At 72.9% G+C, this 25,341-nt stretch carries 17 protein-coding genes and 1 pseudogene; 11 read left to right on the top strand and 7 right to left on the bottom strand.

What is annotated here, in order from left to right:
• The 3 genes and pseudogenes from ACFVGS_RS36100 to ACFVGS_RS36090 all read right to left on the bottom strand — a co-directional run.
• Positions 1-113: pseudogene (locus ACFVGS_RS36100) on the bottom strand (ectoine/hydroxyectoine ABC transporter ATP-binding protein EhuA); the annotation flags it as partial.
• Positions 110-1,063, bottom strand: a complete 954-nt coding sequence (locus ACFVGS_RS36095; RefSeq protein ID WP_384422758.1) for an amino acid ABC transporter permease — start codon at positions 1,061-1,063, stop codon at positions 110-112. The gene ACFVGS_RS36095 and the pseudogene ACFVGS_RS36100, both read right to left, overlap by 4 nt.
• Before the next feature lie 29 nt (positions 1,064-1,092).
• A complete protein-coding gene (locus ACFVGS_RS36090; RefSeq protein ID WP_384422759.1) occupies positions 1,093-2,061 on the bottom strand; it encodes an ABC transporter substrate-binding protein in 969 nt (322 codons plus the stop codon).
• Between the two features lie 546 nt (positions 2,062-2,607).
• Between ACFVGS_RS36090 and ACFVGS_RS36085 the strand changes: the two genes are divergently transcribed.
• The 3 genes from ACFVGS_RS36085 to ACFVGS_RS36075 all read left to right on the top strand — a co-directional run bounded on the left by ACFVGS_RS36085 (position 2,608) and on the right by ACFVGS_RS36075 (position 6,579).
• The gene (locus ACFVGS_RS36085; RefSeq protein WP_384422762.1) at positions 2,608-3,819 is read left to right on the top strand and encodes an NADP-dependent malic enzyme; all 1,212 of its coding nucleotides are present in this window, start codon (positions 2,608-2,610) and stop codon (positions 3,817-3,819) included.
• A 249-nt stretch (positions 3,820-4,068) separates the two neighbouring features.
• Entirely contained in the window at positions 4,069-5,034 is a 966-nt protein-coding gene (locus ACFVGS_RS36080) for a zinc-binding dehydrogenase (protein WP_384422765.1), read from the top strand.
• Positions 5,035-5,181: 147 nt separating this feature from the next.
• Positions 5,182-6,579: a cellulase family glycosylhydrolase gene (locus tag ACFVGS_RS36075; RefSeq protein ID WP_385696597.1), complete on the top strand. Its 1,398-nt coding sequence runs from the start codon at positions 5,182-5,184 to the stop codon at positions 6,577-6,579.
• Positions 6,580-6,675: 96 nt separating this feature from the next.
• On the opposite strand, the gene ACFVGS_RS36070 is transcribed toward ACFVGS_RS36075, so the two are convergent.
• Together ACFVGS_RS36070 and ACFVGS_RS36065 are read right to left on the bottom strand one after the other, a co-directional pair.
• The gene (locus ACFVGS_RS36070) at positions 6,676-7,569 is read right to left on the bottom strand and encodes a PadR family transcriptional regulator (RefSeq protein ID WP_384422771.1); all 894 of its coding nucleotides are present in this window, start codon (positions 7,567-7,569) and stop codon (positions 6,676-6,678) included.
• A 1-nt stretch (position 7,570) separates the two neighbouring features.
• A complete protein-coding gene (locus ACFVGS_RS36065; RefSeq protein ID WP_384422792.1) occupies positions 7,571-8,458 on the bottom strand; it encodes a DUF4097 domain-containing protein in 888 nt (295 codons plus the stop codon).
• Positions 8,459-8,746: 288 nt separating this feature from the next.
• Here ACFVGS_RS36065 and ACFVGS_RS36060 point away from each other — a divergent pair, with 288 nt between their 5' ends.
• Positions 8,747-9,568 (top strand): hypothetical protein, encoded by an 822-nt coding sequence (locus tag ACFVGS_RS36060; protein ID WP_384422773.1) that lies wholly within the window; start codon positions 8,747-8,749, stop codon positions 9,566-9,568.
• Positions 9,569-9,628: 60 nt separating this feature from the next.
• Here the strand turns inward: ACFVGS_RS36060 and ACFVGS_RS36055 are convergent, their stop codons facing one another.
• The gene (locus tag ACFVGS_RS36055) at positions 9,629-9,811 is read right to left on the bottom strand and encodes a DUF6104 family protein (protein WP_003961784.1); all 183 of its coding nucleotides are present in this window, start codon (positions 9,809-9,811) and stop codon (positions 9,629-9,631) included.
• 105 nt (positions 9,812-9,916) lie between these two features.
• Here ACFVGS_RS36055 and ACFVGS_RS36050 point away from each other — a divergent pair, with 105 nt between their 5' ends.
• The 7 genes from ACFVGS_RS36050 (at position 9,917) to fxsT (ending at position 21,789) form a co-directional block, all read left to right on the top strand.
• Complete coding sequence (locus ACFVGS_RS36050; protein ID WP_384422775.1) at positions 9,917-10,399, top strand: CU044_2847 family protein; 483 nt, start codon at positions 9,917-9,919, stop codon at positions 10,397-10,399.
• A complete protein-coding gene (locus ACFVGS_RS36045) occupies positions 10,396-12,441 on the top strand; it encodes a trypsin-like peptidase domain-containing protein (protein ID WP_384422778.1) in 2,046 nt (681 codons plus the stop codon). The genes ACFVGS_RS36050 and ACFVGS_RS36045 overlap by 4 nt, the downstream gene beginning before the upstream one ends.
• Positions 12,442-12,745: 304 nt before the next feature.
• Positions 12,746-13,753, top strand: coding sequence for an AAA family ATPase (locus tag ACFVGS_RS36040; protein ID WP_384422779.1), 1,008 nt, complete (start codon positions 12,746-12,748; stop codon positions 13,751-13,753).
• 7 nt (positions 13,754-13,760) lie between these two features.
• A complete protein-coding gene (locus ACFVGS_RS36035) occupies positions 13,761-17,033 on the top strand; it encodes an SAV_2336 N-terminal domain-related protein (protein ID WP_385696593.1) in 3,273 nt (1,090 codons plus the stop codon).
• Positions 17,034-17,123: 90 nt separating this feature from the next.
• Complete coding sequence (locus tag ACFVGS_RS36030; RefSeq protein ID WP_384422785.1) at positions 17,124-17,309, top strand: hypothetical protein; 186 nt, start codon at positions 17,124-17,126, stop codon at positions 17,307-17,309.
• Positions 17,310-17,435: 126 nt separating this feature from the next.
• Positions 17,436-18,707, top strand: coding sequence for an aKG-HExxH-type peptide beta-hydroxylase (locus ACFVGS_RS36025; protein ID WP_385696590.1), 1,272 nt, complete (start codon positions 17,436-17,438; stop codon positions 18,705-18,707).
• A gap of 61 nt (positions 18,708-18,768) precedes the next feature.
• Positions 18,769-21,789 carry an FxSxx-COOH system tetratricopeptide repeat protein gene (gene fxsT / locus ACFVGS_RS36020; RefSeq protein WP_385696586.1) on the top strand — a complete coding sequence of 1,007 codons (3,021 nt, stop codon included), beginning with the start codon at positions 18,769-18,771 and terminating at the stop codon, positions 21,787-21,789.
• A 92-nt stretch (positions 21,790-21,881) separates the two neighbouring features.
• Here fxsT and ACFVGS_RS36015 read toward each other — a convergent pair.
• Positions 21,882-25,341: multifunctional oxoglutarate decarboxylase/oxoglutarate dehydrogenase thiamine pyrophosphate-binding subunit/dihydrolipoyllysine-residue succinyltransferase subunit (locus tag ACFVGS_RS36015; protein ID WP_385696583.1), on the bottom strand; the 3,460-nt coding region annotated here is incomplete at its 5' end.

Here is a 25,341-nt window from a genome sequence, read left to right as displayed (position 1 = left end):
CCGACGAGGCAGAACACCTCGCCGTTCTGCACCTCCAGGTCGATGCCTCGGAGGATGTGCGCTGCGCCGTAGGACTTGTGGACGCCTTCGGCCTTGACCATGGGCTCGGTCATGCTGCCATCTCCGGGGAACGCTTGAACGTGGTGAGGTTCTTCTTGACCCGCTGCCACGGGGTGGGCGGCAGGTTACGGGTCGAACCGCGGGCGAAGCGGCGCTCCAGGTAGTACTGGCCGACGCTGAAGACGCTGGTGAGGGCCAGGTACCAGATGGAGGCGACGAAGAGCATCTCCATCACGGCGCCGGCCGTGCTGCCGATGTTCGACGAGGCCCGCAGGAGCTCGGTGTACTGCACCGCCGAGACGAGCGACGAGGTCTTCAGCATGTTGATGAACTCGTTGCCGGTCGGCGGCACGATCACCCGCATGGCCTGCGGAAGAACGATCCGCCCCATGGTCTTGGTCTGGGACATGCCGAGCGCGTGCGCGGCCTCGGTCTGGCCCTCGTCGACCGACTGGATGCCGGCCCGGACGATCTCCGCCATGTAGGCGCCCTCGTTGAGGCCGAGACCGAGGAGGGCGACCATGAACGGCGTCATGACGTCCACGGTCTCGTTCTTGTAAATAGGCCCGAGGTTGATGTACTCGAAGATCAGCGACAGGTTGAACCACACCAGCAGCTGCACGTACACCGGGGTGCCGCGGAAGAACCAGATGTAGAGCCAGGCGACCGCGCCCGTGACCGGGTTCTTCGACAGGCGCATCACGGCGAAGACGATGCCGAGGACCAGGCCGAGAGCCATGGAGGCGACGGAGATGATGACCGTGTTGGCCAGGCCGTCGAGGATCGACGGGTCGAACAGCTTGTCCCACACCGTGTCCCAGATGATGTTGCCCTGGGAGAAGGCGTAGAGGAGCCACCCGAGGAGCACCACGACCACGACACCGCTGATCCAGCGGCCGTAGTGGCGCACGGGGATCGCCTTGATCGCCTCGTACGGGGTGCCCGAGGGGCCGGAGCCGGCCGGCGTGGCGTCGGCCGGTTCCTTGGAGATCTTGTCAGTCACGACGACTGCCCTTCAGTGGAGCGAGGAGATCACTTGCCGGCGTTGACGGTCGCCTGCTTCACGGCGCTGTCCTCGACGTCCCACTTCTTCAGGACCTCCGCGTAGGAGCCGTCCTTGATGATCGCGTCGAGCGCCTCCTTGACGGCGTCGCGCAGCTGGGTGTTGTCCTTGGAGACGCCGATGCCGAAGAGGCCGACGTCGCTCTGGCTGCCGACGACCTCGAAGTCGTTGCCGCCGCCGGAGGTCTTCGCGATGTACGCGGCGACCGGGTAGTCGTTCAGGTCGGCGACGGCGCCGCCGGCCTTGACGCGGGTCTGGGCCTCGGCGTCGGTGTCGAAGGCCTGGATGGTGAGCTTCTTGTCACCGCACTTGGTGGCCTGCGCCTTGAAGGTGTCCTCGTAGATCGTGCCGCGCTGGACGGCGACGGTCTTGCCGCACAGGTCGTCGAGGGAGTTGATGCCCTGCGGGTTGCCCTTCTTGACGAGCAGGGAGACGCCCGAGGAGAAGTAGTCGACGAAGTCGATGCCCTTGCCGATCTTCTTCCCGTTGTCGTCCAGGCCCTCCTGGCGCTTCTTGTTGTCGGTCATCGAGGACATGATCAGGTCCTGGCGGCCGGTGTAGATCGAGGTGATCAGGCCGTCGAAGGTGCCCGAGGTGAACTCGAACTTCACACCGAGCTGCTTGCTCAGGGCCTGGGCGATGTCGGGGTCGACGCCGACGATCTTGCCACCCTCGGTGAACTCCATCGGGGCGTACGAGGCGTCCGTGCCGACCTTGATGACGCCGGCCTTCTGGACGTCGGCCGGGAGCTTCGAGAAGAGCGGGGCCTTGCTCGCGGCGGCCGTGGACTCGCCGCCCTCCTTCGTGGAGCCGCCCTCGGTCTGGTCGCCACAGGCGGTCAGCAGCATCGAGCCGGCGACCGCGATGGCGGCGACCGCGGCAAGACGGGACGTGCGGGTCTTGGCGGCGGTCGTACAGCGCGTGGAGCGTGCGGTCATGGTCGGGTTCCTCCGGCGTGTGAGGGAGTTGCCTTAGGTCGCGCACGCACCTTCGAGTGCCGCGACCTCGTGTGATTACGGCATCTTGCCATTCGGACCGCCTCAAACCGACGGCCACGGATGTCAAAATCGGATAACGGGTCGTGGCCGAATCGCGATGGCCAGTCCCCCCAAGGCGAAACCTTCTGCGGAGAGGTGCCGCCGGTACCGAAGATTCTCCTGCCTATCTCGCCATTCGGACGACATGAAGGCCGCTATTCGGGTGTCGGGTGCACCTATCCGGACATCGGTGACGAGTCCTTCTCTATCCATGCTCCATCCGGGGCCGGTAGCACTCGGTATGAGTCGCGTCACCGAGGAGGTATGGACTCGTCTCCGGAGCCTTCTGTCCGGTAAGAAGGATCCTTACACCCCTCATCCGGGGCTCAGGGCGCGTTGTGCGGCGCGCCCGCGCGGCTGCCAGACAGGGCGGCCGCGGGACCCACCCACCCCTCCTCAACAAGGAGTGGCCACCCTCAAATGAAGAAGACTTAAGGGGTCAACCCAATGGCAGCGGAGATCGTCAATCCTCGCAGCGAGAGCGGTACGGAAGGGGCTCCCGGAGAGCCCTTCGATCCGGTGTTCGCGCTGCACCGCGGCGGCAAGATGGCCATCCAGGCCACGGTGCCGCTGCGTGACAAGGACGACCTGTCCCTCGCGTACACGCCCGGCGTCGCCAAGGTGTGCACGGCAATCGCGGAGCAGCCCGAGCTGGTCAACGACTACACCTGGAAGTCCCAGGTCGTCGCGGTCGTGACCGACGGCACGGCGGTGCTCGGCCTCGGCGACATCGGCCCGGAGGCCTCGCTTCCGGTCATGGAGGGGAAGGCCATCCTCTTCAAGCAGTTCGGCGGCGTGGACGCGGTTCCGATCGCGCTCGCCACCACCGACACCGACGAGATCGTCGAGACCGTCGTCCGGCTCGCCCCGTCCTTCGGCGGCGTGAACCTGGAGGACATCTCGGCGCCCCGGTGCTTCGAGATCGAGCGCAAGCTCCAGGAGCGCCTGGACATCCCGGTCTTCCACGACGACCAGCACGGCACGGCCATCGTCACCCTCGCCGCCCTCCGTAACGCGGCGAAGCTGACCGGCCGGACCCTGGGCGACCTGCGCGCGGTCATCTCCGGCGCGGGCGCGGCCGGTGTGGCGATCGCGAAGTTCCTGCTGGAGGCCGGCATCGGTGACGTCTGCGTGACCGACCGCAAGGGCATCGTCAGCAGCGACCGCGAGGACCTCACGGACGTCAAGCGCGAGATCGCCGGGCTCACCAACAAGGCGGGCCTCAGCGGCTCCCTGGAGACCGCGCTGGCCGGCGCGGACGTCTTCATCGGCGTCTCCGGCGGCACGGTCCCGGAGGAGGCGGTCGCGTCCATGGCGCCGAACGCCTTCGTGTTCGCCATGGCCAACCCCAACCCCGAGGTGCACCCGGACGTCGCGCACAAGTACGCGGCGGTCGTGGCCACCGGCCGTTCGGACTACCCGAACCAGATCAACAACGTCCTCGCGTTCCCCGGCATCTTCGCCGGCGCGCTCCAGGTCCGGGCCTCCCGGATCACCGAGGGCATGAAGATCGCCGCGGCCGACGCGATCGCGGGCGTGGTCGGTGACCAGCTGTCCGCCGAGTGCGTGATCCCGTCGCCGTTCGACGAGCGGGTCGCCCCGGCCGTCGCGGCCGCGGTCGCCGCCGCCGCCCGCGCGGAGGGCGTCGCCCGCCGCTGACGCGCGCAGCACCACGAGGGGCCTCGCCCGGGTTCGGCCGAACCGGGCGGGGCCCTTCGGCGTACGGGGGTCCTTCGGCGTAGGGGGGTCTTCGGCGTACGGGGGTCCTTCGGCGTACGGGTTTCGTGTCCGGGCGCGGCGCGGGACCCCTGCCGTAGGGGCGGGGCCGTTGCCGTACGGCCGGGAGGGACATGCGTCACAGCGGTGCGAGGTTCCGTCACTCACCGTCCGGCCCCTAGGGTCGGGGCCATGTTCGCTGCCTACGCCGCCCGAATCGACCGCGACCAGCCGCTGAACGGCCTCGAACTGGGCGAACGCCCCGAACCCGAGGCACGGCCCGGCTGGACCACCGTCACCGTCAAGGCCGCCTCGCTCAACCACCACGACCTGTGGTCGCTCCGCGGGGTCGGGCTGCCCGAGGAGAAGCTGCCGATGATCCTCGGCTGCGACGCCGCAGGCATCGACGAGCACGGCAACGAGGTCGTCCTGCACTCCGTGATCGGCCAGACCGGACACGGCGTCGGCCCCGACGAGCCGCGTTCCATCCTCACCGAGCGCTACCAGGGCACCTTCGCCGAGCGGGTCACCGTGCCCAGCTGGAACGTGCTGCCCAAGCCCAGGGAGCTCTCCTTCGAGGAGGCCGCCTGCCTGCCGACCGCCTGGCTCACCGCGTACCGCATGCTCTTCACCAACGCCGGTGTACGGCCCGGTGACTCGGTCCTCGTGCAGGGCGCGGGCGGCGGCGTCGCGACCGCCGCCATCGCCCTCGGCAAGGCGGCCGGCCTGCGCGTCTACGCCACCAGCCGGGACGAGGCCAAGCGGAAGCGGGCCGTCGAGCTGGGCGCCGTCGAGGCGTACGAGCCCGGCGCGCGGCTGCCGCGGCGCGTGGACGCGGTCATCGAGACCGTCGGCGCCGCGACCTGGTCCCACTCGGTCAAGTCGCTGCGCCCCGGCGGCACGCTCGTCATCTCCGGCGCCACCAGCGGCGACCGCCCGTCGCACGCCGAGCTGACCCGGATCTTCTTCCTGGAGCTCAAGGTGGTCGGCTCGACCATGGGCTCCAAGGACGAACTCGAGGACCTGCTCTCGTTCTGCGCCGCGACGGGTCTGCGGCCGGTGATCGACGAGGTGCTGCCGCTGGACCGGGCCCGGGAGGGCTTCGAGAAGATGGCGTCGGGCGAGCTCTTCGGCAAGATCGTCCTGACGACTTCCTGACGACGTCCTGACGACTTCTCGACGGCTTCCCGACGGCTTCCTGAAGCAACCTGCTCCCGACCTCTTGATGACTCGTCAGTCGGGCTGATGGGATCTCCGGCACGTGAAAGGTGAACAACGCTCACTTCCTCGTGCTGGAGGTCCTCCTTGCGAACCACCCTCGTGGCAACCGCCGTTGTCGCCGCGCTCCTCGTCCCGACGACCGCGCACGCCGAGACCGGAAGGGGCGGCGGGGACGGAAGGGACGGTGCGATACCCGCCCTCACCGATTCCCGGGGCCGCGTCCTCACCCTGCGCGGCTGGAACGTCGCGGACAAGGCCCACAGCGGCGACCAGGCCCTGAGCGCTATCACCGAGAATCACTTCCGCGACATGCGCGCCAAGGGCTTCAACCTCGCCCGCGTGGTCGTCTTCTGGGACGACCTGGAACCGCGGCCCGGCCGCTACAGCGAGGACTACCTCCGCAGGATCGAGCGCCTGCTGGACTGGGCCCGGAAGTACGACATGAAGGTCGTCCTCGACGCCCACCAGGACGTCTTCGGGCCCGCGTTCGGACACCGGGGCATCCCGGAGTGGGCGACCCGGACCGACGGGCTGTCCTTCACCCCGCACCCCGACGACTGGTTCTCCGAGTACTTCGAACCCGCCGTCCAGCGGGCCTTCACCCACCTCTACGAGGACGAGGACCTGCGCCGGGCCCAGGCCCGCATGTGGCGGGTGCTCGCCGAACGCTTCGAGGACCACCCGGCCGTCCTCGGCTACGACCTCCTCAACGAGCCGATGGGCGAGCTGCGCGAGGGCGAGGACCTGGCGACGGCGGCCCGGCGCATCGAGCGCGAGCAGGTCACGCCCATGTACGACCGGATCGCGGACGCGATCCGGTCGGTCGACCGGGACGGCTGGGTGTTCGTCGAGCCGACCCCCATCGTGGGCGAGGGCGTGCCCACCGGGCTCGGCCGGATCGACGACCCGAAGGTCGTCTACGCACCGCACTTCTACAACACGGGCATGGAGGCGGGCGCCGACTACGACCCGGCGGCGGGCTGGATCGAGGCCTACGAGGCGGCCGTCACCCAGTACCCGAAGGAGTACGGGGTGCCGGTGCTGGTGGGCGAGTGGGGGCCGCTCAACAACTCCCTGCCGAACATGAACCGCTTCTTCCGCGAGGCGATGGCCTCCCTCGGCCGCTACGGCTCGGGCTGGGCGGGCTGGGAGTGGTGCTACGGCGGCGGCTACTGCGCGGTGGACGGTGCGGGCGCCTTCCGTACGAACAAGGAGCTGACCGCCGAGCCCTACGCGGAGGCCGTCGCCGGCACCGTCCGGACCTCCTCCTACGACCCGGCCGCCGGCGTCTACCGCCTCGCGTACGACGACGCCCCCGGCCGCGGCTCCCGTGCCACCGAACTCTCCCTGCCCCCGGGCGCGTGGCAGGTCGAGACCGAGGGCAGGGCGATCGTGCTGCGCCCGAAGGCGGGCCGGGCCGTCGTCCTCGCCGCCCCCGGCGCACGGGTCACGGTCACGGTGACGGCGACCGGACGGGGCTGAGGAGCGACCGGACGGGGCTGGGGAGCAACCGGACGGGGCTGAGGAGCAAGAAGACCGGGCAGTCCCCGGCCCCCTGCCCCGGCGGACGGGCCGCCCTTACGGCTTTCTGTTGGTCGGGGACAGGAGGGTGAGGATGTGGTCCGCCGCCGTCGACAGGTGGTGGCGGGCCTCGGTGAGCTGGGTGCGGGAGACTCCGTGGTCGCGGGCGGCGTCGCGGATGTCGTCGCGGAAGCGGTCCAGGAGGCGGTCGAGCTCGCGGGCCGGCTCGGCCGCGCCGTCGATGTCCTTGGCCCAGTCGGAGACGGCCTGTTCGGGCGAGGCCGGGCGGGCGGAGGGCGGGCCGTGGACCGTGCCCGTCACCAGGTTGCCCAGCTGGGCCGTGATGTCGGAGATGCCCTCCCACACGCCCGTCGGCCAGTCGCCGTGCTTCACCCGGTCCTGGACCTGTTCCTGGACCTGCTTGGCGATCCGCTGGAACTCCTTGGCCTGGCGGCGCGCCGACTGCGCCTCGGCGCGGGCCTGGCGGGCCTGCTCCTTCCACTCCTGCTTCGCCTTGCGCAGCTCCTCCCTGGCCTCGGCGAAGGAGGGCGAGCTCGTGGTGGAGCGGGAGGCGCTGGCCGCCGCCCGCATCTCACTGCGCAGCTTGCCCGCGGCGCCGCGCACGTCGTCGCGGATCTCGGCGGCCAGCTCCGAGACGGACTCGCGGATCTCGACCTCCAGGTCGGCCAGTTCTCCGCCGCGCCCGGCCAGTTCGGCGCGGCCGGCGTCGGTGATCGAGTAGACCTTCCGGCCGCCCTCGGTGGCGTGCGTGACCAGGCCCTCGGCCTCCAGCTTGGCGAGCCGCGGGTAGACCGTGCCCGCCGACGGGGCGTAGAGGCCCTGGAAGCGCTCCTCCAGGAGTCTGATCACCTCGTACCCGTGGCGGGGTGCCTCGTCGAGCAGCTTGAGCAGATAGAGCCGGAGACGGCCGTGGGCGAAGACGGGCGGCATGTCAGAGGACCTTTCCGGACGTGGGGGAGGTGGCGGCCGTGCCGTCGCCGTGGCCGTCGTCGTCCGGCTCGGGGTCGGGGCGGCGCAGCAGGGCGATGGAGCCGGAGACCGTGGTCGCCTTGAGCACGCCGCGTCCGGCGCCGAGGGTGCCGGTGATGGACTTGGCGCCCCACTGTCCGCCGACCCGCAGGTCCTCGAAGGCGTTGGAGACGGAGCCGCTGGTGGTGCTCGCCTCGACCTTGGCGTCCGCCGGGTGCGGCAGCCGGATGGCGACCTCGCCGGAGACGCTGGTGAGGCGGATGTCGGCGGGCGGCCCGTCCAGGCCGGCGGCCGGGTCGAGGTCGATGACCATGTCCCCGCTGACCGTCTCGGCCTTCACCGCGGACCCGGCGCCGTCGATCACGGTGATGTCGCCGGTCACCGAGTTGAACTGGAGCGCTCCGGTGACCGACTGGGCCTCCAGGTTCCCCGAGACCGTCTCGGCCCGGACCGGGCCGCGCAGACCCACCAGCGTGGTGTCGCCGGTGACGCAGCGGACCGCCGTGCGCCCTTGGACGCCGGAGACCACGGTCTCGGCGGCGACCGAGCCGATCTCGACGTCGGCGCCCGTCGGGACCGCGACCGAGACCACCACCCGGCGCCGGTGGCCCTTGGGGTCGAGCCACTTCAGGAAGCCCTTCCAGTGCAGGTCCTCGTAGGAGACCGTCAGGGTGGAGCCCTCCTGCGAGACGATCAGCGGCGGACCCTCGATCTCCGAGATCTCCAGCCGGGCGGAACCCTCGTCGGTGCCCACGACGTTCACCGCTCCGTTGACCACGCGCACCTGCACCTGGCTCACGGGGCCGGCCAGCGGGATCTTTCCCGGCTCGGTGACGGACCACTCTGTCATGGTGCTGACCTCCCGTGTCACGGACATCGACGCAACATATCGCGTCTTCCGATACACACGATATATCGCACTCTCGTCGAGTCAACCCCGACTCACCCCTGACAGGGGCGCGTCGGGGGCGCGTCGAGGTGGGCCGGGGCGGGTGGGGAAGGGGGCCCGGGGTGAGTCCGGAAGGGAGTCGGGGGCGGGTCGGGAGGGAAGCTCAGGGTGAGTCGGGAAGGGAGTCGAGGGTGAGCCGAGAGTGGGGCAATCGCCGTCATATCGGGACAAGTGGCCTAGCGTGGGGGCATGACTGCGACACCGGGTTCCCGCTCCACCGGAGCGCTGCTGCTCTGCCGTGCCGAGCTCCCGGCGGTCCGCCCGCCGGCCCAGCTGCTCCGCGAGCAGCTGCTCCTCGCGCCCGCGGGATCCGACTGGAGCGTCCTCGTCCCCGAGGGGAAGCCGTGGCTCGACGACGGCGAACCCGTCGACCGGGTCGTCACCGGCTGGGCCACCGCACTCGCCGTCTCCGCCGCCGGCCGGCCGGTCCTCGCGCTGTGGTGGGACGCGGACCGCGCCGGGTTCACGCTCGCCGCCGGCTTCCGCCGCACCGTCGGTTACACCTGGCTCGCCGACGGCACCCCGGCCGGCGAGGACGAGGCGATGCGCACCTTCGCCGACCGGCTCGGTCTCGACCCGGTGCTCGACGTCCAGGCCCTCGAACCCCTCACCCGGCGCGACCCGGACGCCGACGCCCACGCCCGGATCGTCGGGCTCACCGCGGTCCTCGCCCGCACCGGACTCGACCTGCCCGCGGGCCTCACGCCCGGCGAGGGCGCCGACCGGCTCCGTTCCGCGGCCCACGCCCAGGGCGCCGAATTCCTCGAACGGTCCGCCCTGCGGGACGCCGTACGCGCCGAACTCGACGCGGTGGAGGGCGGCCGGCTCGGCCCGTACCTCCGCGGTCCCAGGGCCCGGCTGCTCGCCGCGGCCCAGCTCGCGGCGGGAGTGCCGCTGCTCGCCTGGGGCGTCGGGCGGCGCAGCGGCGGCTGGGTGACGGCCGGCGTGCTGCTCGTCGCCCACGGGGTGTTCGGGCTCGCCTACGACCGGCTGCGCGACACCCCGTCCTGACAGGCCCGTGAGCCCGTCCCGACCCTGCTCGTCTCCCTGCTCGTGTCCGTGCTCGTCCCCCTACTCGTCCTCGTCCTCGTCGTCGAGTCGGGCCAGCCAGGTCGCGAGGCGCTCGACCGGCACCTCGAAGTCGGGGTTGAGGTCGACGAACGTCCGGAGCTGCTCGGCGAGCCACTCGAAGGTGACCTCCTCCTCGCCGCGCCGCTTCTCCAGTTCCTCGATGCCACGGTCGGTGAAGTACATGCGATCAGAATAGGCCGTGGCCGGCGGACCCGACCGCGTCCCCTGTTGCTCCTCCGCACCACGGTCTAGCCTCGTTCATCATCGTTTCGGGGAGCGGGGGCCGCTGTGACGCATGGGATCGCTCGGATACGGCTGGACGACGGCACGCCCGTCTGGGCCCGGATCAGCGGGGCGGAGGAACTCGGCCGGGGCGGCGGGTTCCAGGACACCGGGATCGGCGACCGCGTGGTGTCGATGGCCGGCGGCCTGACCGACGTGGTGCGCGGGGTGGTCGGCTCGCTGCGCGCCGGACTCGACCCGCAGGGCTCGGTCGAGGTCGCCGTCAGCTTCGGCATCGAACTCTCCGCGCAGGCGGGCAAGGTGATCGGCGTGCTCGCCGACGGCGGCGGCAAGGCCTCGGTCAACGTCTCCCTGACCTGGACCGAGCCCGGCCGCGAGCCCGCCACCTCGACCGCAACCGCCGCCCCGCCCTCCGCGCCCGCCCTCCCCGCACCCGCTCTCCCCACCTCCGCCCCCACCTCCACCCCCACCCTTCCCGCGCCCGCCGTCTCGCCGGAGAACGGCCCTGGCGGCCCTGGCGCCGCATGAGCGCCTTCGACGCGCTCGTGCGCCCCGCGCTCGTGCGCATCGCCGCTCCCGGCGGCGGGTATGACCCGCACGGCGACCCGTTCTGGGGCACGGGCTTCTTCATCGCCCCCGGCTGGGTGCTGACCTGCGCCCACGTCGTGGCCAAGGGGGGAAGCGCGGTGTGGAGGGAAGAACCGGCCGTCGGCATCACCTGGGAGGGCGGCCGGACCACCGGCCGGGTCGTGCTGGCCAAGCCGCGCCCCGCGACGCCCGACCAGGAGCTCGCCTCCTGGGACTTCCCCGACCTCGCGCTCGTCCGCGTCGAGGGCGCCGAACACGCCGAGTGCGTACGGCTCAGCGAGCGGCCCCCCACCACCCCCAGCAGGGTCAGCATGCACGGCTGGGCCCTCCAGACCGGCGAGCCCGGCGTCCGTGACGTGGAGGGAGAGGCGTTCGGCGCCGTGGGCAAGGCCCTGCTGGTGCGCGACGCCGTCTTCATCGAGGGCTGCTCCGGCGGTCCCGTCGTCGACCTCGGGCGCGGCGCCGTCATCGGCGTCATCAAGGGCCGCGGCGACGGCGAGGGCGCGGTCGTCCCGCTGACCTCGCTGCGCGAGCTCCACGACCTGTCCGACGCGCCGCTGCTCCACGACGCGTTACGGGCCCACGACCGCCACCACCGCCGGCGCGCGAGCCGCCCCGGGCGCGGCTGGACCGCCGCCCAGACCGCCCTGTGGTCGCCCACCGCGCGCGGGGTGAGCCCGCGCCGCCGGGCCCACCTCTACGGCCACTTCGCCGAACTCCCGCCACCCGACGGCCCCGGTGAGGTCATGTCCCTCGTCGACGCGGTCAAGCGTCGTGTCCTGCACCCCGACTACCAGGCGGTCCTGGAGACCGACGCCCGCACCTGGCGGGACGGCGTGGGCCTCCTCCACGAACTGCCCGCCGGCCGCCTGGAAGGCGCGGACCTCGGCCTCGACGCCGTCCTGCTGTACGCGGCACACGTCGTGCGCCACATCACCGAGCGGTACGGGGATGAGGCCGGCCTGCCCGGGCTGATCGACTGGATCGCCGACGAGTCGGGCGAGGCCCACCCCGCCGTGCACGAGGAGATCACCGCCCTGCTCGACCCCGCGCCCCCGCCCGCCGCGGCCCGCCCCGGCCGGCGGCCCGGCGCGCGCGCCGACGTCCGCGTCGAGGTCGACGCCGTCCCGTACAGCACCCCGCAGCGCTACGCCTGGCGCGTGATGCTGCTCTTCGACGGCCGCACCGTCAGCCCGCTCAGCGGCGACGACACGGGAGTCACCCGCGACCGGCTCCGCGAGACGCTTCGCGGCCCGCTCGCCGACGCGCTCGGCCTCGGCGACAGCGGCGACCACCTCGCGGCCGTCGAAGTGGTGCTGCCGCGCGAGCTGTTCGACGAACCGCTCGACACCTGGCGGCTCTCGCCCGACGACGAGCCCTTCGGCGAGCGCTCGCTGCCGCTCGGCCAGCGGCGCGCCGTCGTCATCCGCGACCGCTACCGCAGCCACCACCCGCCGTCGCCGGAGTGGCGGCGGCGCTGGCGGGGCAGCGAGAGCGGCCCGCTGCGGGCCGTCCCGCTGCGCGCCGAGGTCCTCACCCAGGGCGCCGAGGGGCACGCGCCGCAGCTGCGCAGGGAGAGCCGGATGGCCGCCTTCATCCGTCTCGACGCCGCGGCCGACGGCAGCGTGCCGGTCTACTGCGGCCCGGCGGGCGGCGGCGACGGCCACCGGGCCATGGAGGCCGCGCTGGCCGCCGGCCACCCGATCGCCCTGTGGCGGCACTCGGCCCGCGAGCACGCCGACTGCGCCGACTTCCACAAGCGGGCCGGCATGTTCCTGGAGGGCGTACGCGGCGCCGAGGGCCTGCACCGGCCGGTGCGCACCCTGCGCCGGATGCGGGCCGACGACGCCGAGGCCGGCCCCGAGGAGCGGTCCGAGCACGCCTGGGCCGAGGACCTGGCCGTCCTCTACGACCCGCCCGACCGCCCACCGTACGAGGCCCCGCTGCAGGGGCCGCCGCTGCTCGGCGAGGGCGACCGGTGAGCCGCGCGGCCGCCCGCCCCGCGGACGCGGCCCGTACCCGGCTCCCCGGGCGGCCCGTCCAGGGCACCGCATCGCAGGGGCGGAAGCGCATGCCGGCCGCTCACCGCCCGCGGCATCGAGCGGGTGCGCCCACCACGGGCCGCCCCGCGCGCGTCCGGGCGCCACGGTCGAGGGCGCTGCGCGCGCGGCCCGATCCTCCGTCAACTCATGGGCAACCGGGCCGGTTTGGTAGTCGGCAGGGCGGGCCGTCGAGCGGTACCTTCGTCGGGGCCGGCACAGTCATCACAGCCAGGAGGAGTCAGGCGTGAACGATTGGCGGATCTACCGTGGTGCCGGCCATCCGCACGAGGAGATACGGCGGCTTCCCCCGCCGCCGCCCTGGCGCGACTTCTCCGCCGGCGGCGCCGACGACACGCTCGCCGGGTCCGACCGGCGGCTCGGCGTGCGCCGCAGGCTCGTGCAGAACCACCACCCCAGACCCGCGGAGACGGACGCGGTCAACGCCGCGCTCTACCTCCGCCGCCCCCTGCTCGTCACCGGCAACCCCGGCACCGGCAAGTCCACCCTCGCCCACGCCGTCGCCCACGAGCTCGGCCTCGGCCGGGTGCTGCGCTGGCCCATCGTCAGCCGGTCGACGCTCCAGGACGGGCTCTACCGTTACGACGCCATCGGCCGCCTCCAGGACGTGCAGCTGGAGCGCGCCCGCGCCGACGCCGACGGGAGCGCCGCGAGCCCGGCCGGCATCGGCTCGTACCTCAGGCTCGGACCGCTCGGCACCGCGCTGCTCCCCTCCGAGCTGCCCCGGGTGCTGCTCATCGACGAGCTCGACAAGAGCGACCTCGACCTGCCCAACGACCTGCTGAACGCCCTGGAGGAGGGCGAGTTCGCGATCCCCGAGCTGGAGCGGCTCGCCGACCGCGAGCCGGTCGTGGAGGTGCTCACCGACGACGGCCGCAAGGTCCCGGTGCGCGGAGGGCGGATCCGCTGCACCACCTTCCCGTTCATCGTCCTCACCTCCAACGGCGAACGGGACTTCCCCGCCGCCCTGTTGCGCCGCTGCATCCGCCTGGAACTGGAGCCGCCCGGCGAGGAGCAGCTGAACGCCATGATCGAGGCCCATCTCGGCGCGGACGCCGCGGCGTCCGAACCCGGTCTCGTCGCCCGCTTCCTCGACCGCGAGCCCGGCGAGGTCATCGCCACCGACCAGCTCCTCAACGCCCTCTATCTGACCCAGCACGCCCCCCGCGCCGAGCGGGTGACCCGGGACCGCATCGCGGACATGCTCATGCAGCCGCTCGATCAGCCGAGGTGATGGCCGGATGCACCGGATGCATCTGGAAGAGCTCACCCGCAGACTCCGGGCCGGCGGGCAGGACCCGACCGCCGAGGAGCTCGCGGACGCCGTCTGGCTCGCCCAGTGGCTGCCGCGCGCCGACGGGGACGGCTCCGGAGGAGGACCGGAGGAGGACGCCGGGACGGACCCGCCGCCGGACCGGCTTCCCTCCGGCAGCTCCGACCCCTCCCGCCCCTCCGGCACCTCCGACGCTCCCGGAGACCGTCGAGATCCGGCCACCGGCGCCCCCGCCACGACAGCACCACCGCCCCCACCCGGCACTCCCGCATCGCCGACGCGCCCCGGCGAGACCGTCGACCTCCTCATGCCGCCGCCCCGCGGCACCGCGACCGTCACCGCAGGCGGCGGCCGGGCCGGCGGCGGGAGCGCACGCGGTCTGCCGGGCGCCGCCCTGCCCGTCCGCGCCCCCGGCGCCAACGCCCTGCCGGGGCTGCTCGGACTGCAGAAGGCGCTCCGGCCCCTGCGCCACTACGCCGCCCACCTCCCCGCCCGGCCCGGCGAGGAACGCCTCGACGAGGAGGCGACCGCCGAACGCAGCGCCGCCTCCGGCATCCTCACTCCCGTCCTGCGCCCCGCCGCCGGCCAGCGCCCCGACATCCAGCTCCTCATGGACGCCGGCCCCGCGATGGTCGTGTGGACCCGGATGGTCGAGGAACTGCGCCAGGCCTGCCAGCAGTCCGGCGCCTTCCGCGACGTCCAGGTCCACCGCCTCCACGACACCGGAGAGGGCCCGCCGCTCGTCACCACCACCTCGGACCGCGACGGCCGGCCCCGGCTCAGGCCCGGCGACCAGCTCCACGAACCCACCGGCCGTCGCCTCACGCTCGTCGTCAGCGACTGCGTCGGCCCGCTCTGGCAGCGCGGCGCCGCCCAGCGGCTGATCCACCAGTGGCCACGGCACTCCCCGCTCGCCCTCGTCCAGCCGCTGCCGCCCCGGCTGTGGCAGCGCACCGGACTGCCCGTCGAACCCGGCACCCTGGTACGGCCCGCGACCCCCGGCGGCCACGTCCGCTTCGAACCCGACGAACAGGCCTGGGAGCCCGTCGCCGCCGACCTGCGGGCCGTTCCCGTGCTCACCCCGACCCCGGAGGCCTTCGCCTCCTGGGCCCGGCTGCTCACCGGCCACGGCGGCGGAGCGGTACACGGCTGGGCCGCGCGCATCGGCCCGGACACGGGAGCCACGGCCGCCGCGACGACCGCCGCCGGAGTCGGGGCCCGACCCGGTGCCGGACCCGGTCCCGGGCGGTCCGTCCGGCGCGCCGACGAGGAACTGCTGCGCGCCTTCCGGGCCGGAGCCTCCCCAGGAGCGGTGCGGCTCGCCGTCCACCTCGCCGCCGCCCCGCTCGCCCTGCCCGTGATGCAGCTCGTGCAGCGCGCCATGCTCCCCGACACCGGACCCATGGAGCTCGCCGAGGTGCTGCTCAGCGGGCTCCTCCGGCGCCTGCCCGAGCCCACGCCGTACCCCTGCTTCAGCTACCCGCCGGCCGTGCAGGAGCACCTGCTCAGTTCGCTCGACCGGGGCGCCGCCGCGCTCGTGCTCAAACACTGCTCCGAGTTCGTCGAGCGCCACTTCGGCCAGGGCATGCGCAACTTCCCCGCGCTCGCCGCCGCCCGGCTCGCCGGGCACGGCACCGACGAGGACGAGCGGACGCCGGGCTCCGCGGCCCCCGGTCCCGGAGAGGAGGACGAGGAGCCGGCCGGTGCCGCGTCCGAGCTCTTCGCCCGCATCCCCGCGCGCGTGCTGCGCTTCTACCACCCGGACCTCGTCACCCCCGAACCGCTCGCCGCCGCCCGCCGGCTGCTCGACCAGTGGCGCGCCCAGTCCGACCCGTCCCTCCTGGACTCCGCCCGCGAGCTCGTCGAGACCGCGCTCGCCGCCGACGGGCCGCCCGGCCGCCCCGACGAGATCGCCGCCGCCCGGCTGGTCCTCGGCCAGGTCCTGCACGCGCAGGCCGGCACCGTCGCCGTACGGGACCGGGGACAGCGCCGGGAGCTGCTCGAACGGGCCGTGACCGAGCTCGTACGGGCCGCGGAGCTCGCCGGACCCGGCGGCACCGACGGGGCCGAGGCCCGCCTCGAACAGGCCGCCGCCCGGCACGCCCTGTGGCGGGACAGCGGCGACGACGGCATGCTCGACGCGGCCCTCGCCGCCCTCGCCGGCGACCCGGCCGACTGGCCCGAGAGCCACCGCCACGCCCTGCTCGTACGGCGCGGAAGGCTGCTGCTCGCCCGGGGCGAAGGCCACGCCGCGGCCACCGCGTTCACCGAGGCCCTGGCCACGGAGGCGAGCGGCCCGGTGCTGCTCGACCTCGCCGACGCCCACCAGCTCGCGGGCAGCGCCCCCGAGTCCGTCGCCGACGCCCTCGACCGGGCCGAACCCCTGCTCGGCGACTCCGTCGCGCTGCGGCTGCGCTGGACCACGGCGCGGGCCCGGCTGTACGAGAGCACCGGCGACGGCCCGGCCGCCGACGAGGCGTACGAAAGCGCCACGCTGCTCACCCCGGCCGAGGGCGAACAGCGCGGCCGGCTCCTGCTGACCTGGGGCGAGTCGCTGCTGCGCCGGGCCGCCGCCGCCACCGGGACCGCGCCCGTCGACCGCGCCGAGTCCGTCCTCCGCGAGGCCCTGACCTGCCTGCCCGCCGACTCGGGCGTCCGCTCCCGGGCCGTCGTCCTCATCGGCAGCGTCCTCGCGCTGCGCTTCGACCGCGCGGGCTTCCTGCCCGACCTGTTCGAGAGCCGGCACCTCCTCGAACAGGCCGTACGGGCCGCCCGCGGGCCCGCGGCGCGGGCCGAGGTGTGGCTGCAACTCGGCTGGGTCCGCGCCCGGTTGAGCGAGGTGGCCCTCGACGCCTCACTGGCCGACGCGCTCGCCGCGTACGAGAACGCCGCCGCCGACTCCCGCGCCGCCCACGGCGACACCCCGGGCACGGTCACCCTCGCCCGCGCCCTCCACGCGCAGGGAGCCCTGCTCCACCTGACGGACCGCCGCGCCCGCGCCACCCGGCTCCTGGAGGCCGCCGCCGAGCAGTGGCGCCGGCTGGACGCGTCGCTGCTGACGGTGGACTGGACCGACGTGGAACGGACCCGGACCCTGCTCGCCGAAGTGGGCGCCGACTCCCGCCGGACGCCGCAGCGCTTCTCCCGCGAGGAACGGCGCCGGATCGCACCGCCCTGGTGGGAGTGGCGCGAAGGAAAGGCGGAACGGCTGGATAACGGGGGCGCACATGGGCGCAGTTGAGTCGAACGGGTTTCCGGCTTTCGGCCGTCGGGAAGAACCGCTCCGCCGCTACGACCGTGGGGGACAAGGGTCGGTGAGGAGGAGCCGAGGGTGTTGGAGCACACGAAGCGGGTCGCAGGCGTCGACCGGGCCGGTGCGCGGCCACGACGCCTGCCCGATCTCACCGGCGTGGACCTGCGGACCCTGCGCTTCATGGACGATCCCGACCTGGCCGCCGCCGTCGAGCGGGTGCTGTGGCGCCCGCAGGACCTGGCCGACTCCTGGTTCGAGGACTGACGCGTACTTTCCGGATCATGGCCGGGTCCGCGGCGCCCGGCCCGCTGACCTCCGGCGCATCGGCCGCGCCGACCGGCCGTTTCCGGCCAGATGCCGCCCGGTCGCCGACGGGCCGGGGAGGCGGGAGTGAACGTCGTGCCCCTGTCCGAGGCCGCCCTCGCCCGGCTGGCCCGGACGAGCCCCGACCCGGCGGGGCTCGCCTTCCTGGGCTCCGCCCTGCACACCCGGCGACTGCTGCTCCTCAAGGCGCTCCTGGTCCGGGTGCACCGGCACCGCGGGACCGTCGAACCGGGCGCGCTCCGGCGCTTCGAGCGTTCCTGGGAGCTGGTGGAGCGGGTCGACCGGCACCGTCCCGCCGTGGTCCGCGAGGTCCTCGACTACCCGACGACCGGTGCCTGGCTCGCCGGCGCGCTCGCCGAACCCGCCGGACCCGGCTTCGACCGGCTGCTGGCCCGCCTCGACAGCATCGCCGCCACCGCCGCCCTGCGCGCCGGCGGCCCGCTCGACGTGACCGTCGAGACCCCCGACGGACTGCTCTCCCTGCCCGGCGTCGGCCGGCTGCGCGTGGCCGCCGCCCGCGTCCGGATCAGCGCGGGCGAGCGGATCGTACGGTTCCACCCGGACGGCGCCCGCCGTGCCGCGCCCGCCGTCCTGACGTTCACCGGCGTGCGCCACGGCCTCCTCACCGGCCACGGGCCCGGCTGGAGCCAGCTCCACCCGCTGCCCGGCGGCGCGGCATGCCTGGACGACCTCGACCCGTACCGGGCCGGGGCGGGCGGCGGCGCCGTCGGCACCGCGGCCGACCACGCCGACACCGACCACGCGGCCTGGTCCGCCCGCTGGCGCGCCGCCCAGGACCTGCTGCGGCGCACCGACCCCGGCCGGGCCGCCGAGATCGCCCGGGCCGTCCGCGTGGTCGTCCCCCTCGTCCCGCGCGGTCCCCGGCACCGCGGCGCCACGCTGAGCGCCGCCCCCGGAGCCGTACTGACCTCGCTGCCCGCCGGAGCCCAGGGGATGGCCGAAACGCTCGTCCACGAGCTGCACCACAGCAAACTGGCCACGCTCCACGAACTCGTGCCGCTCTACGGCCCCGGGCGGGACACCGTGCACCGGGTCGGCTGGCGGCCGGACCCGAGGCCCATCGCCGGCGTGCTGCACGGCGCCTACGCGCACCTGGCCCTCGCCGACCTGTGGCGGCGCGCGGCCACCGCCGACGAGGTGCCGAAGGCCTGGCGGTCCCGCGCCGGGCAACAGTTCGACGACATCCACGATCAGGTGGGCGACGCACTGACGATCCTGCTTGAATCCGATGAACTGACTGCGGAGGGACGGGAGTTCGCGGACCAAATGAGGCGGCACCATGCGAGCCTCGGCGCGACTCCCCTCGCCGCTGGGTAACACTGTGCCTACGGCACATGACACTGCGTTGCGTGCGGGAGCGGGACGGGAGACACGACACATGGCGGAACAGCGGTCGGGCGGTGCGGTGGACCACGGAGCCAGGAGTGCGCCGGCGCACGTCCTCGTGGTCTTCCCCGGCTATCACCGCCCGTGGGCGACCTGGATCAACCAGCGGCTCGACGCCCACGGGGTGCGCGCCAGCCTCCAGCGCTGGGACCCGCCCCGCGACGTGCCCCTCGAGGACTCGCTCGGCGACCTGCTGCTCGCCCGCGGCCAGGTGCTGCTCGTCCTGGACGACTGGTTCTTCCAGCTCGGCCCGCGCCAGGCCGGCGAGTGGAACGACGTGCTGCGCGGCTTCGTCGCCGCCCACGCGGAGCGGTTCGCCGCCGTCAACCTCACCAACCGCACCCTGCTCCCGGCCACCGCCGTCCTCGAACCCGTCAGCCTGTGGGGCGTCGGCGAGGAGGAGGCCGAGGCCCGGCTGCTCAGTCGGCTCGGCATCGACCCCGGCCGCACCGCCGGCCGCCGGCTGTCCGCCGGCGCACTCGTCCGCTTCCCGGACACGCCGCCCGAGATCTGGGGCGAGGTCCCGCGCCGCAACCCGCGCTTCACCGGCCGCGACGACCTGCTGACCGAGCTCCAGGAACGGCTCATGGACGCCGAGCGGGGCAACGCCGCCTGCACCCTGCTCGGCATGTCCGGCATCGGCAAGACCCAGATCGCCGCCGAGTACGCCCACCGGTTCAGCTCCGACTACGACGTCGTGTGGTGGGTCAGCTCCGACGACCGCAACGTCCAGCGCGACCGCTTCGGCGAGCTCGCCGCCCAACTCGGCCTGTCCACCGGCAACGAGCCCGGCGAGCGCATCCGCGCCGTCCGCGAGGCCCTGCGCCGCGGCACCCCGCACTCCCGCTGGCTCGTCGTCTTCGACGGCTGGGACGACACCGACGGCGCCGGCGTGATGCTGCCGCACGGACCCGGCCACGTCCTCATCACCTCCCGCAACCGCGGCTGGGGCGACTACACCGACATCCTCGAAGTCCCCAGCTTCGACCGCGCCGAGTCCACCGCGTACCTCATGCGCCGCGCCCCGCACATCACCGCACCCGAGGCCGACGAGGTCGCCGCCGAGTTCGGCGACGTGCCGCTGCCGCTCGTCCAGGCCGCCGCCTGGCTCGGCGAGTCCCGCATGGAGGTCCCCGAGTACCTCCGCATGGTCCGGGACGGACGGCTCTCCACCGTCGACGAGCCGTCCGGCGGAGAGGGCTTCCCGCACGCCTCCCTCACCTCCTGGTCGATACTGATCAACCGGCTCCGGCTGTCCCAGCCCCAGGCCATCGACGTGCTCAGCCTGTGCGCGTCCTTCGCCCCCGGCCGCATCCCGCTCGGTCTCATCCGCGCCTACCCGCAGGCCGACCTCCCCGAGGACCTGCGCTGGATGGTCACCGACCTGGCCGCCTGGTCCCGGGCCCTGGACACCCTGGTGAACTTCTCCGTGCTCAGCCGCGAGTCACGCGGCTCGGTCGTCAGCGGCGAGGTGGGACCCCACCAGGAGTCCGTGCACATGCACCGGCTCGTCCACGACATCGTCGCCCGGCTCACCGACGGCGAACACCGCACGGCCCACCGCAAGGCCGTCCGCACCCTGCTCGCCGAGGCCGACCCCGGCGACCCCATGGACAGCCGGAACTGGCCCCGCTACGCCGAACTCCTGCCGCACCTGGAGCCCTCCGGGGCACTGGCCAGCCGCAACCCGCGCGTGCAGACCGCCGTGCTCAACTGCCTGCGCTACTGCTACCGCAGCGCCGAGTACCGGGCCGGCATCCGGCTCGCGGAGAAGATCCGGGAACAGTGGGCCGGCTTCATGGACCCGGTGAGCCCCGAGATGCTGGAGCTCACCAACCAGGAGTGCGACATCCTGCGCAAGTACGGACGCTTCCGCGACGCGTACCAGCTGGACCTCGCCCTGCGCGCCCGCCTCGACGAGGCGGCGGCCCCCGACCCGCTCGGCTCCCTCCGCTCGGCCATCTCCATCGCCCTCGACCTCCGCTACCTCGGTCAGTACCAGGAGTCGGAGCGGATGCAGCGCGAGGCCCTCGCCGAGGCCCAGCGCCTGCTCGGCGACAACGAGTACCTCACCCTCGTCGCCGGGAACAACCTCGGCATCGTGCTGCGAAGCCTCGGCCGCTACAAGGAGGCCTACGACCAGGACATCGCCTCCCTCACCCGCGCGGAGAGCGCCCTCGGCGCCCTGCACTCGCAGACCCTCATCACCAGCAACAACGTCGCCCACGACCTGCGCCTGCTCGGCCACTACCGCGAGGCCCTGGCCCGTCAGGAGGCCAACGTCCGCGTACAGGTACGGATCCTGGGCTCGCAGCACCTGCAGACCCTGTACGCCCGGGCCCAGCTCGCCCTGTGCCGACGGCGGGAGGGCAGCTTCCCGCAGGACCTCGGCGCCACCATGGCCAGCCTGCTCGACCAGATGCAGCAGGTGCACGGGCGCGACCACTTCCTCACGCTCTCGTCCATCAACAACTACGCCAACTACCTGCGCGAACACGGCGACCTCGACCAGGCCCGCGAACTCAGCCAGGAGGCCGAGGCCGGCTACCGCGCCCTCCTCGGCCCCGCCCACCCCGTCGCCACCGGCGTGCTCGCCAACACCGCCCTCGTCATGCAGGCGTCCGGCGAACGGACCGGCGCGCTGGCCATCCTGGAGGCCGCACTCGCCGGCCTGACCTCCTCCCTCGGACCCGACCACCCCTGGGTCCTCGGCTGCGCCCTCAACACCGGCGCCGCCCGCAACTTCAACGGCCGGGTGGCCGACGCCGCCGAGCTGAGCCGCGACACCCTGCGCCGGGCCCGGCACACCCTCGGCAACGAGCACCCGCTCACCCTGTCGAGCCAGGTGGCGCTCGCCACCGACCTGCGCGGGCTCCGGGAGAACGAGGAGGCGGCCAAGCTGGAGGAGGACGCCCTGCTCACCCTCACCCGGACGCTCGGCGCCCAGCACCCGCACACCCTGTCCGCGCGTCAGCGGAACCGGCCGTACTGGGACTTCGAGGCCAACCTCTGAGCTCCCGCGAGAACCCGTGACGCGGAAACGCCGGAGGCCCGGCACCCCGAGTGGGGTGCCGGGCCTCCGGTCGTACGAACCCGGTCCGGGGATCAGGCGTCGAAGACCTCGGCGACCAGCTGGGCCTGCTCGGCCTGGTGGCGCTTGGCCGAGCCGACCGCCGGGGACGAGGAGTGCGGGCGGGAGATCCGGCGCAGGCGCTCGCCCGCCGGGATGTCCGCGCCGACCGCCAGGTCCAGGTGGTCGATCAGGTTGAGCGCGATGAACGGCCAGGCACCCTGGTTCGCCGGCTCCTCCTGCGCCCAGATGTACTTCGCCGCGTTCGGGTACTTGGCGATCTCGGCCTGCAGCTCGGCACCCGGCAGCGGGTACAGGCGCTCCAGACGGATGATCGCGGTCTCCGTGTCGCCGCGCTTCTGACGCTCGGCCTCCAGGTCGTAGTAGACCTTGCCGGCGCAGAAGACGACCTTGCGGACGTTCGCCGCGTCGACCGTGGTGTCGCCGATCACCGGGCGGAAGCCGCCGGTGGTGAACTCCTCCACCTTCGAGGCCGCGGCCTTCAGACGCAGCATCGACTTCGGGGTGAAGACGATGAGCGGCTTGTGGTGCGGGTTGTGGACCTGCCAGCGCAGCAGGTGGAAGTAGTTCGACGGCAGCGTCGGCATGGCGACCGTCATGTTGTCCTGGGCGCACATCTGGAGGAAGCGCTCCGGGCGGGCGGACGAGTGGTCCGGGCCCTGGCCCTCGTAGCCGTGCGGCAGGAGCAGCGTGACGCCGGAGGTCTGGCCCCACTTCTGCTCGGCCGAGGAGATGAACTCGTCGACGACGGTCTGCGCGCCGTTGACGAAGTCACCGAACTGGGCCTCCCAGATGACCAGGGAGTCCGGGCGGGCCAGCGAGTAGCCGTACTCGAAGCCCATCGCCGCGTACTCGCTGAGCAGCGAGTCGTAGACGTTGAAGTGGGCCTGCTCCTCGGTCAGGTAGAGCAGCGGGGTGTAGTCCTCGCCGGTCTCCTGGTCCACGAGCACCGCGTGGCGCTGGCCGAAGGTGCCGCGGCGGGAGTCCTGGCCCGACAGGCGGACCGTGGTGCCCTCCATGAGCAGCGAGCCGATGGCGAGGGTCTCGCCGAAGCCCCAGTCGATGGTGCCGTCGTCGATCGAGGCGGCGCGGCGCTGCAGCTGCGGCAGCAGACGCGGGTGGACCGTGACCCGGTCGGGGACGTTGACCTGCGACTCGGCGATCCGCTTCACGACCTCCTGGGAGACCGCGGTGGTGACGGCGACCGGGAACTCGGGCCGGGCGTCCGGGACCTGGGTCGGCGCCGGGGCCGAGGTGGCCTCGCGGACCTCCGCGAAGACCTTCTCCAGCTGGCCCTGGAAGTCCTGGAGGGCCTGCTCGGCCTCTTCCAGGGTGATGTCGCCACGACCGATGAGCGACTCGGTGTACAGCTTGCGCACCGAACGCTTCTTGTCGATCAGGTTGTACATCTGCGGGTTGGTGAACTGCGGGTTGTCGCCCTCGTTGTGACCGCGGCGGCGGTAGCAGATGAGGTCGATCACGACGTCCTTGTTGAACGTCTGGCGGAACTCGAAGGCGAGCCGCGCCACCCGGACGCAGGCCTCCGGGTCGTCGCCGTTCACGTGGAAGATCGGCGCCTCGATCATACGGGCCACGTCCGTCGCGTACATGGAGGAACGCGAGGACTCGGGGGCCGCGGTGAAGCCGACCTGGTTGTTGATGACGATGTGGACCGTGCCGCCGGTGCGGTAGCCGCGCAGCTGCGACATGTTCAGGGTCTCGGCCACGACGCCCTGGCCCGCGAAGGCCGCGTCGCCGTGCAGGGCGACCGGCAGGACGGTGAAGTCCGTGCCGCCCTTGTTGATGACGTCCTGCTTGGCGCGGACGACACCCTCCAGGACCGGGTCGACCGCCTCCAGGTGGGAGGGGTTGGCGACCAGGGAGACCTTGATCTGCTCGCCGTCGAGGCCCGTGAAGGTGCCCTCGGCGCCCAGGTGGTACTTCACGTCGCCGGAGCCGTGCATCGACTTCGGGTCGAGGTTGCCCTCGAACTCGCGGAAGATCTGCGCGTACGACTTGCCGACGATGTTCGCGAGGACGTTCAGGCGGCCGCGGTGGGCCATGCCGATGACGACCTCGTCGAGGCGGGACTCCGCGGCGGAGTCGATGACCGCGTCGAGCAGCGGGATGACCGACTCGCCGCCCTCGAGGGAGAAGCGCTTCTGGCCGACGTACTTCGTCTGCAGGAAGGTCTCGAAGGCCTCGGCGGAGTTCAGGCGGCGCAGGATGCGCAGCTGCTCCTCGCGCTCCACGCGGGCGTGCGGGCGCTCCACGCGGTCCTGGATCCACTTGCGCTGCTTCGGGTCCTGGATGTGCATGAACTCGATGCCGGTGGTGCGGCAGTACGAGTCGCGGAGCACGCCGAGGATGTCGCGGAGCTTCATCATCGACTTGCCGGCGAAGCCGCCGACCGCGAACTCGCGCTCCAGGTCCCACAGGGTGAGGCCGTGCTCGGTGATGTCCAGGTCGGGGTGCTTGCGCTGCTTGTACTCCAGCGGGTCGGTGTCGGCCATGACGTGGCCGCGGACCCGGTAGGAGTGGATCAGCTCGAAGACGCGCGCGGCCTTGGTGACGTCGTCGTCGTGCGAGGCGTCGATGTCCTTGAGCCAGCGGACCGGCTCGTAGGGGATGCGCAGCGACTTGAAGACGTCGTCGTAGAAGCCGTCCTCGCCGAGGAGGAGGTTGGAGACGATGCGCAGGAACTCGCCGGAGGCGGCACCCTGGATGACCCGGTGGTCGTAGGTCGAGGTCAGGGTCATGACCTTGGAGATGCCCAGCTTGTTCAGGGTGTCCTGGGAGGTGCCCTGGAACTCGGCCGGGTAGTCCATGGAGCCGACGCCCATGATGACCGACTGACCGGGCATCAGACGCGGCACGGAGTGGACGGTGCCGAGGCCGCCGGGGTTGGTCAGGGAGACCGTGACGCCGGTGAAGTCCTCCATCGTCAGCTTGCCGACGCGGGCGCGCTTGACGATGTCCTCGTAGGCCTGCCAGAACTCGAAGAAGTTCAGGGTCTCGGCCTTCTTGATGCCGGCGACGACGAGCTGGCGGTCGCCGTTCGGCTTCACCAGGTCGATGGCCAGGCCGAAGTTCACGTGGTCCGGCTTGACCAGGGTCGGCTTGCCGTCCTTCTCCGCGTACGACCAGTTCATCGACGGCATGGCCTTGATGGCCTGCACCATCGCGTAGCCGATGAGGTGGGTGAAGGAGATCTTCCCGCCCCGGGCGCGCTTCAGGTGGTTGTTGATGACGATCCGGTTGTCGAAGAGCAGCTTCACCGGGACGGCGCGGACGGACGTGGCCGTCGGCATCTCCAGCGAGGCGTTCATGTTCTTCGCCACGGCGGCGGCGGGGCCGCGCAGGGTGATGAGCTCGGGGCCGGCGGGGGCCTCGGCGGCGGGGGCCGCGGCGGGCTTCGCCGGGGCGGGCGCGGCGGGCTTCGCGGCGGCCGGAGCGGCGGCGGCGGGCTTCGCC

This window comes from Streptomyces sp. NPDC127114 (assembly GCF_042677525.1).
GTDB lineage: Bacteria > Actinomycetota > Actinomycetes > Streptomycetales > Streptomycetaceae > Streptomyces.
Note: the sequence above shows the minus strand (reverse complement) of the source record. Positions and strands in the feature narration are given on the sequence as shown.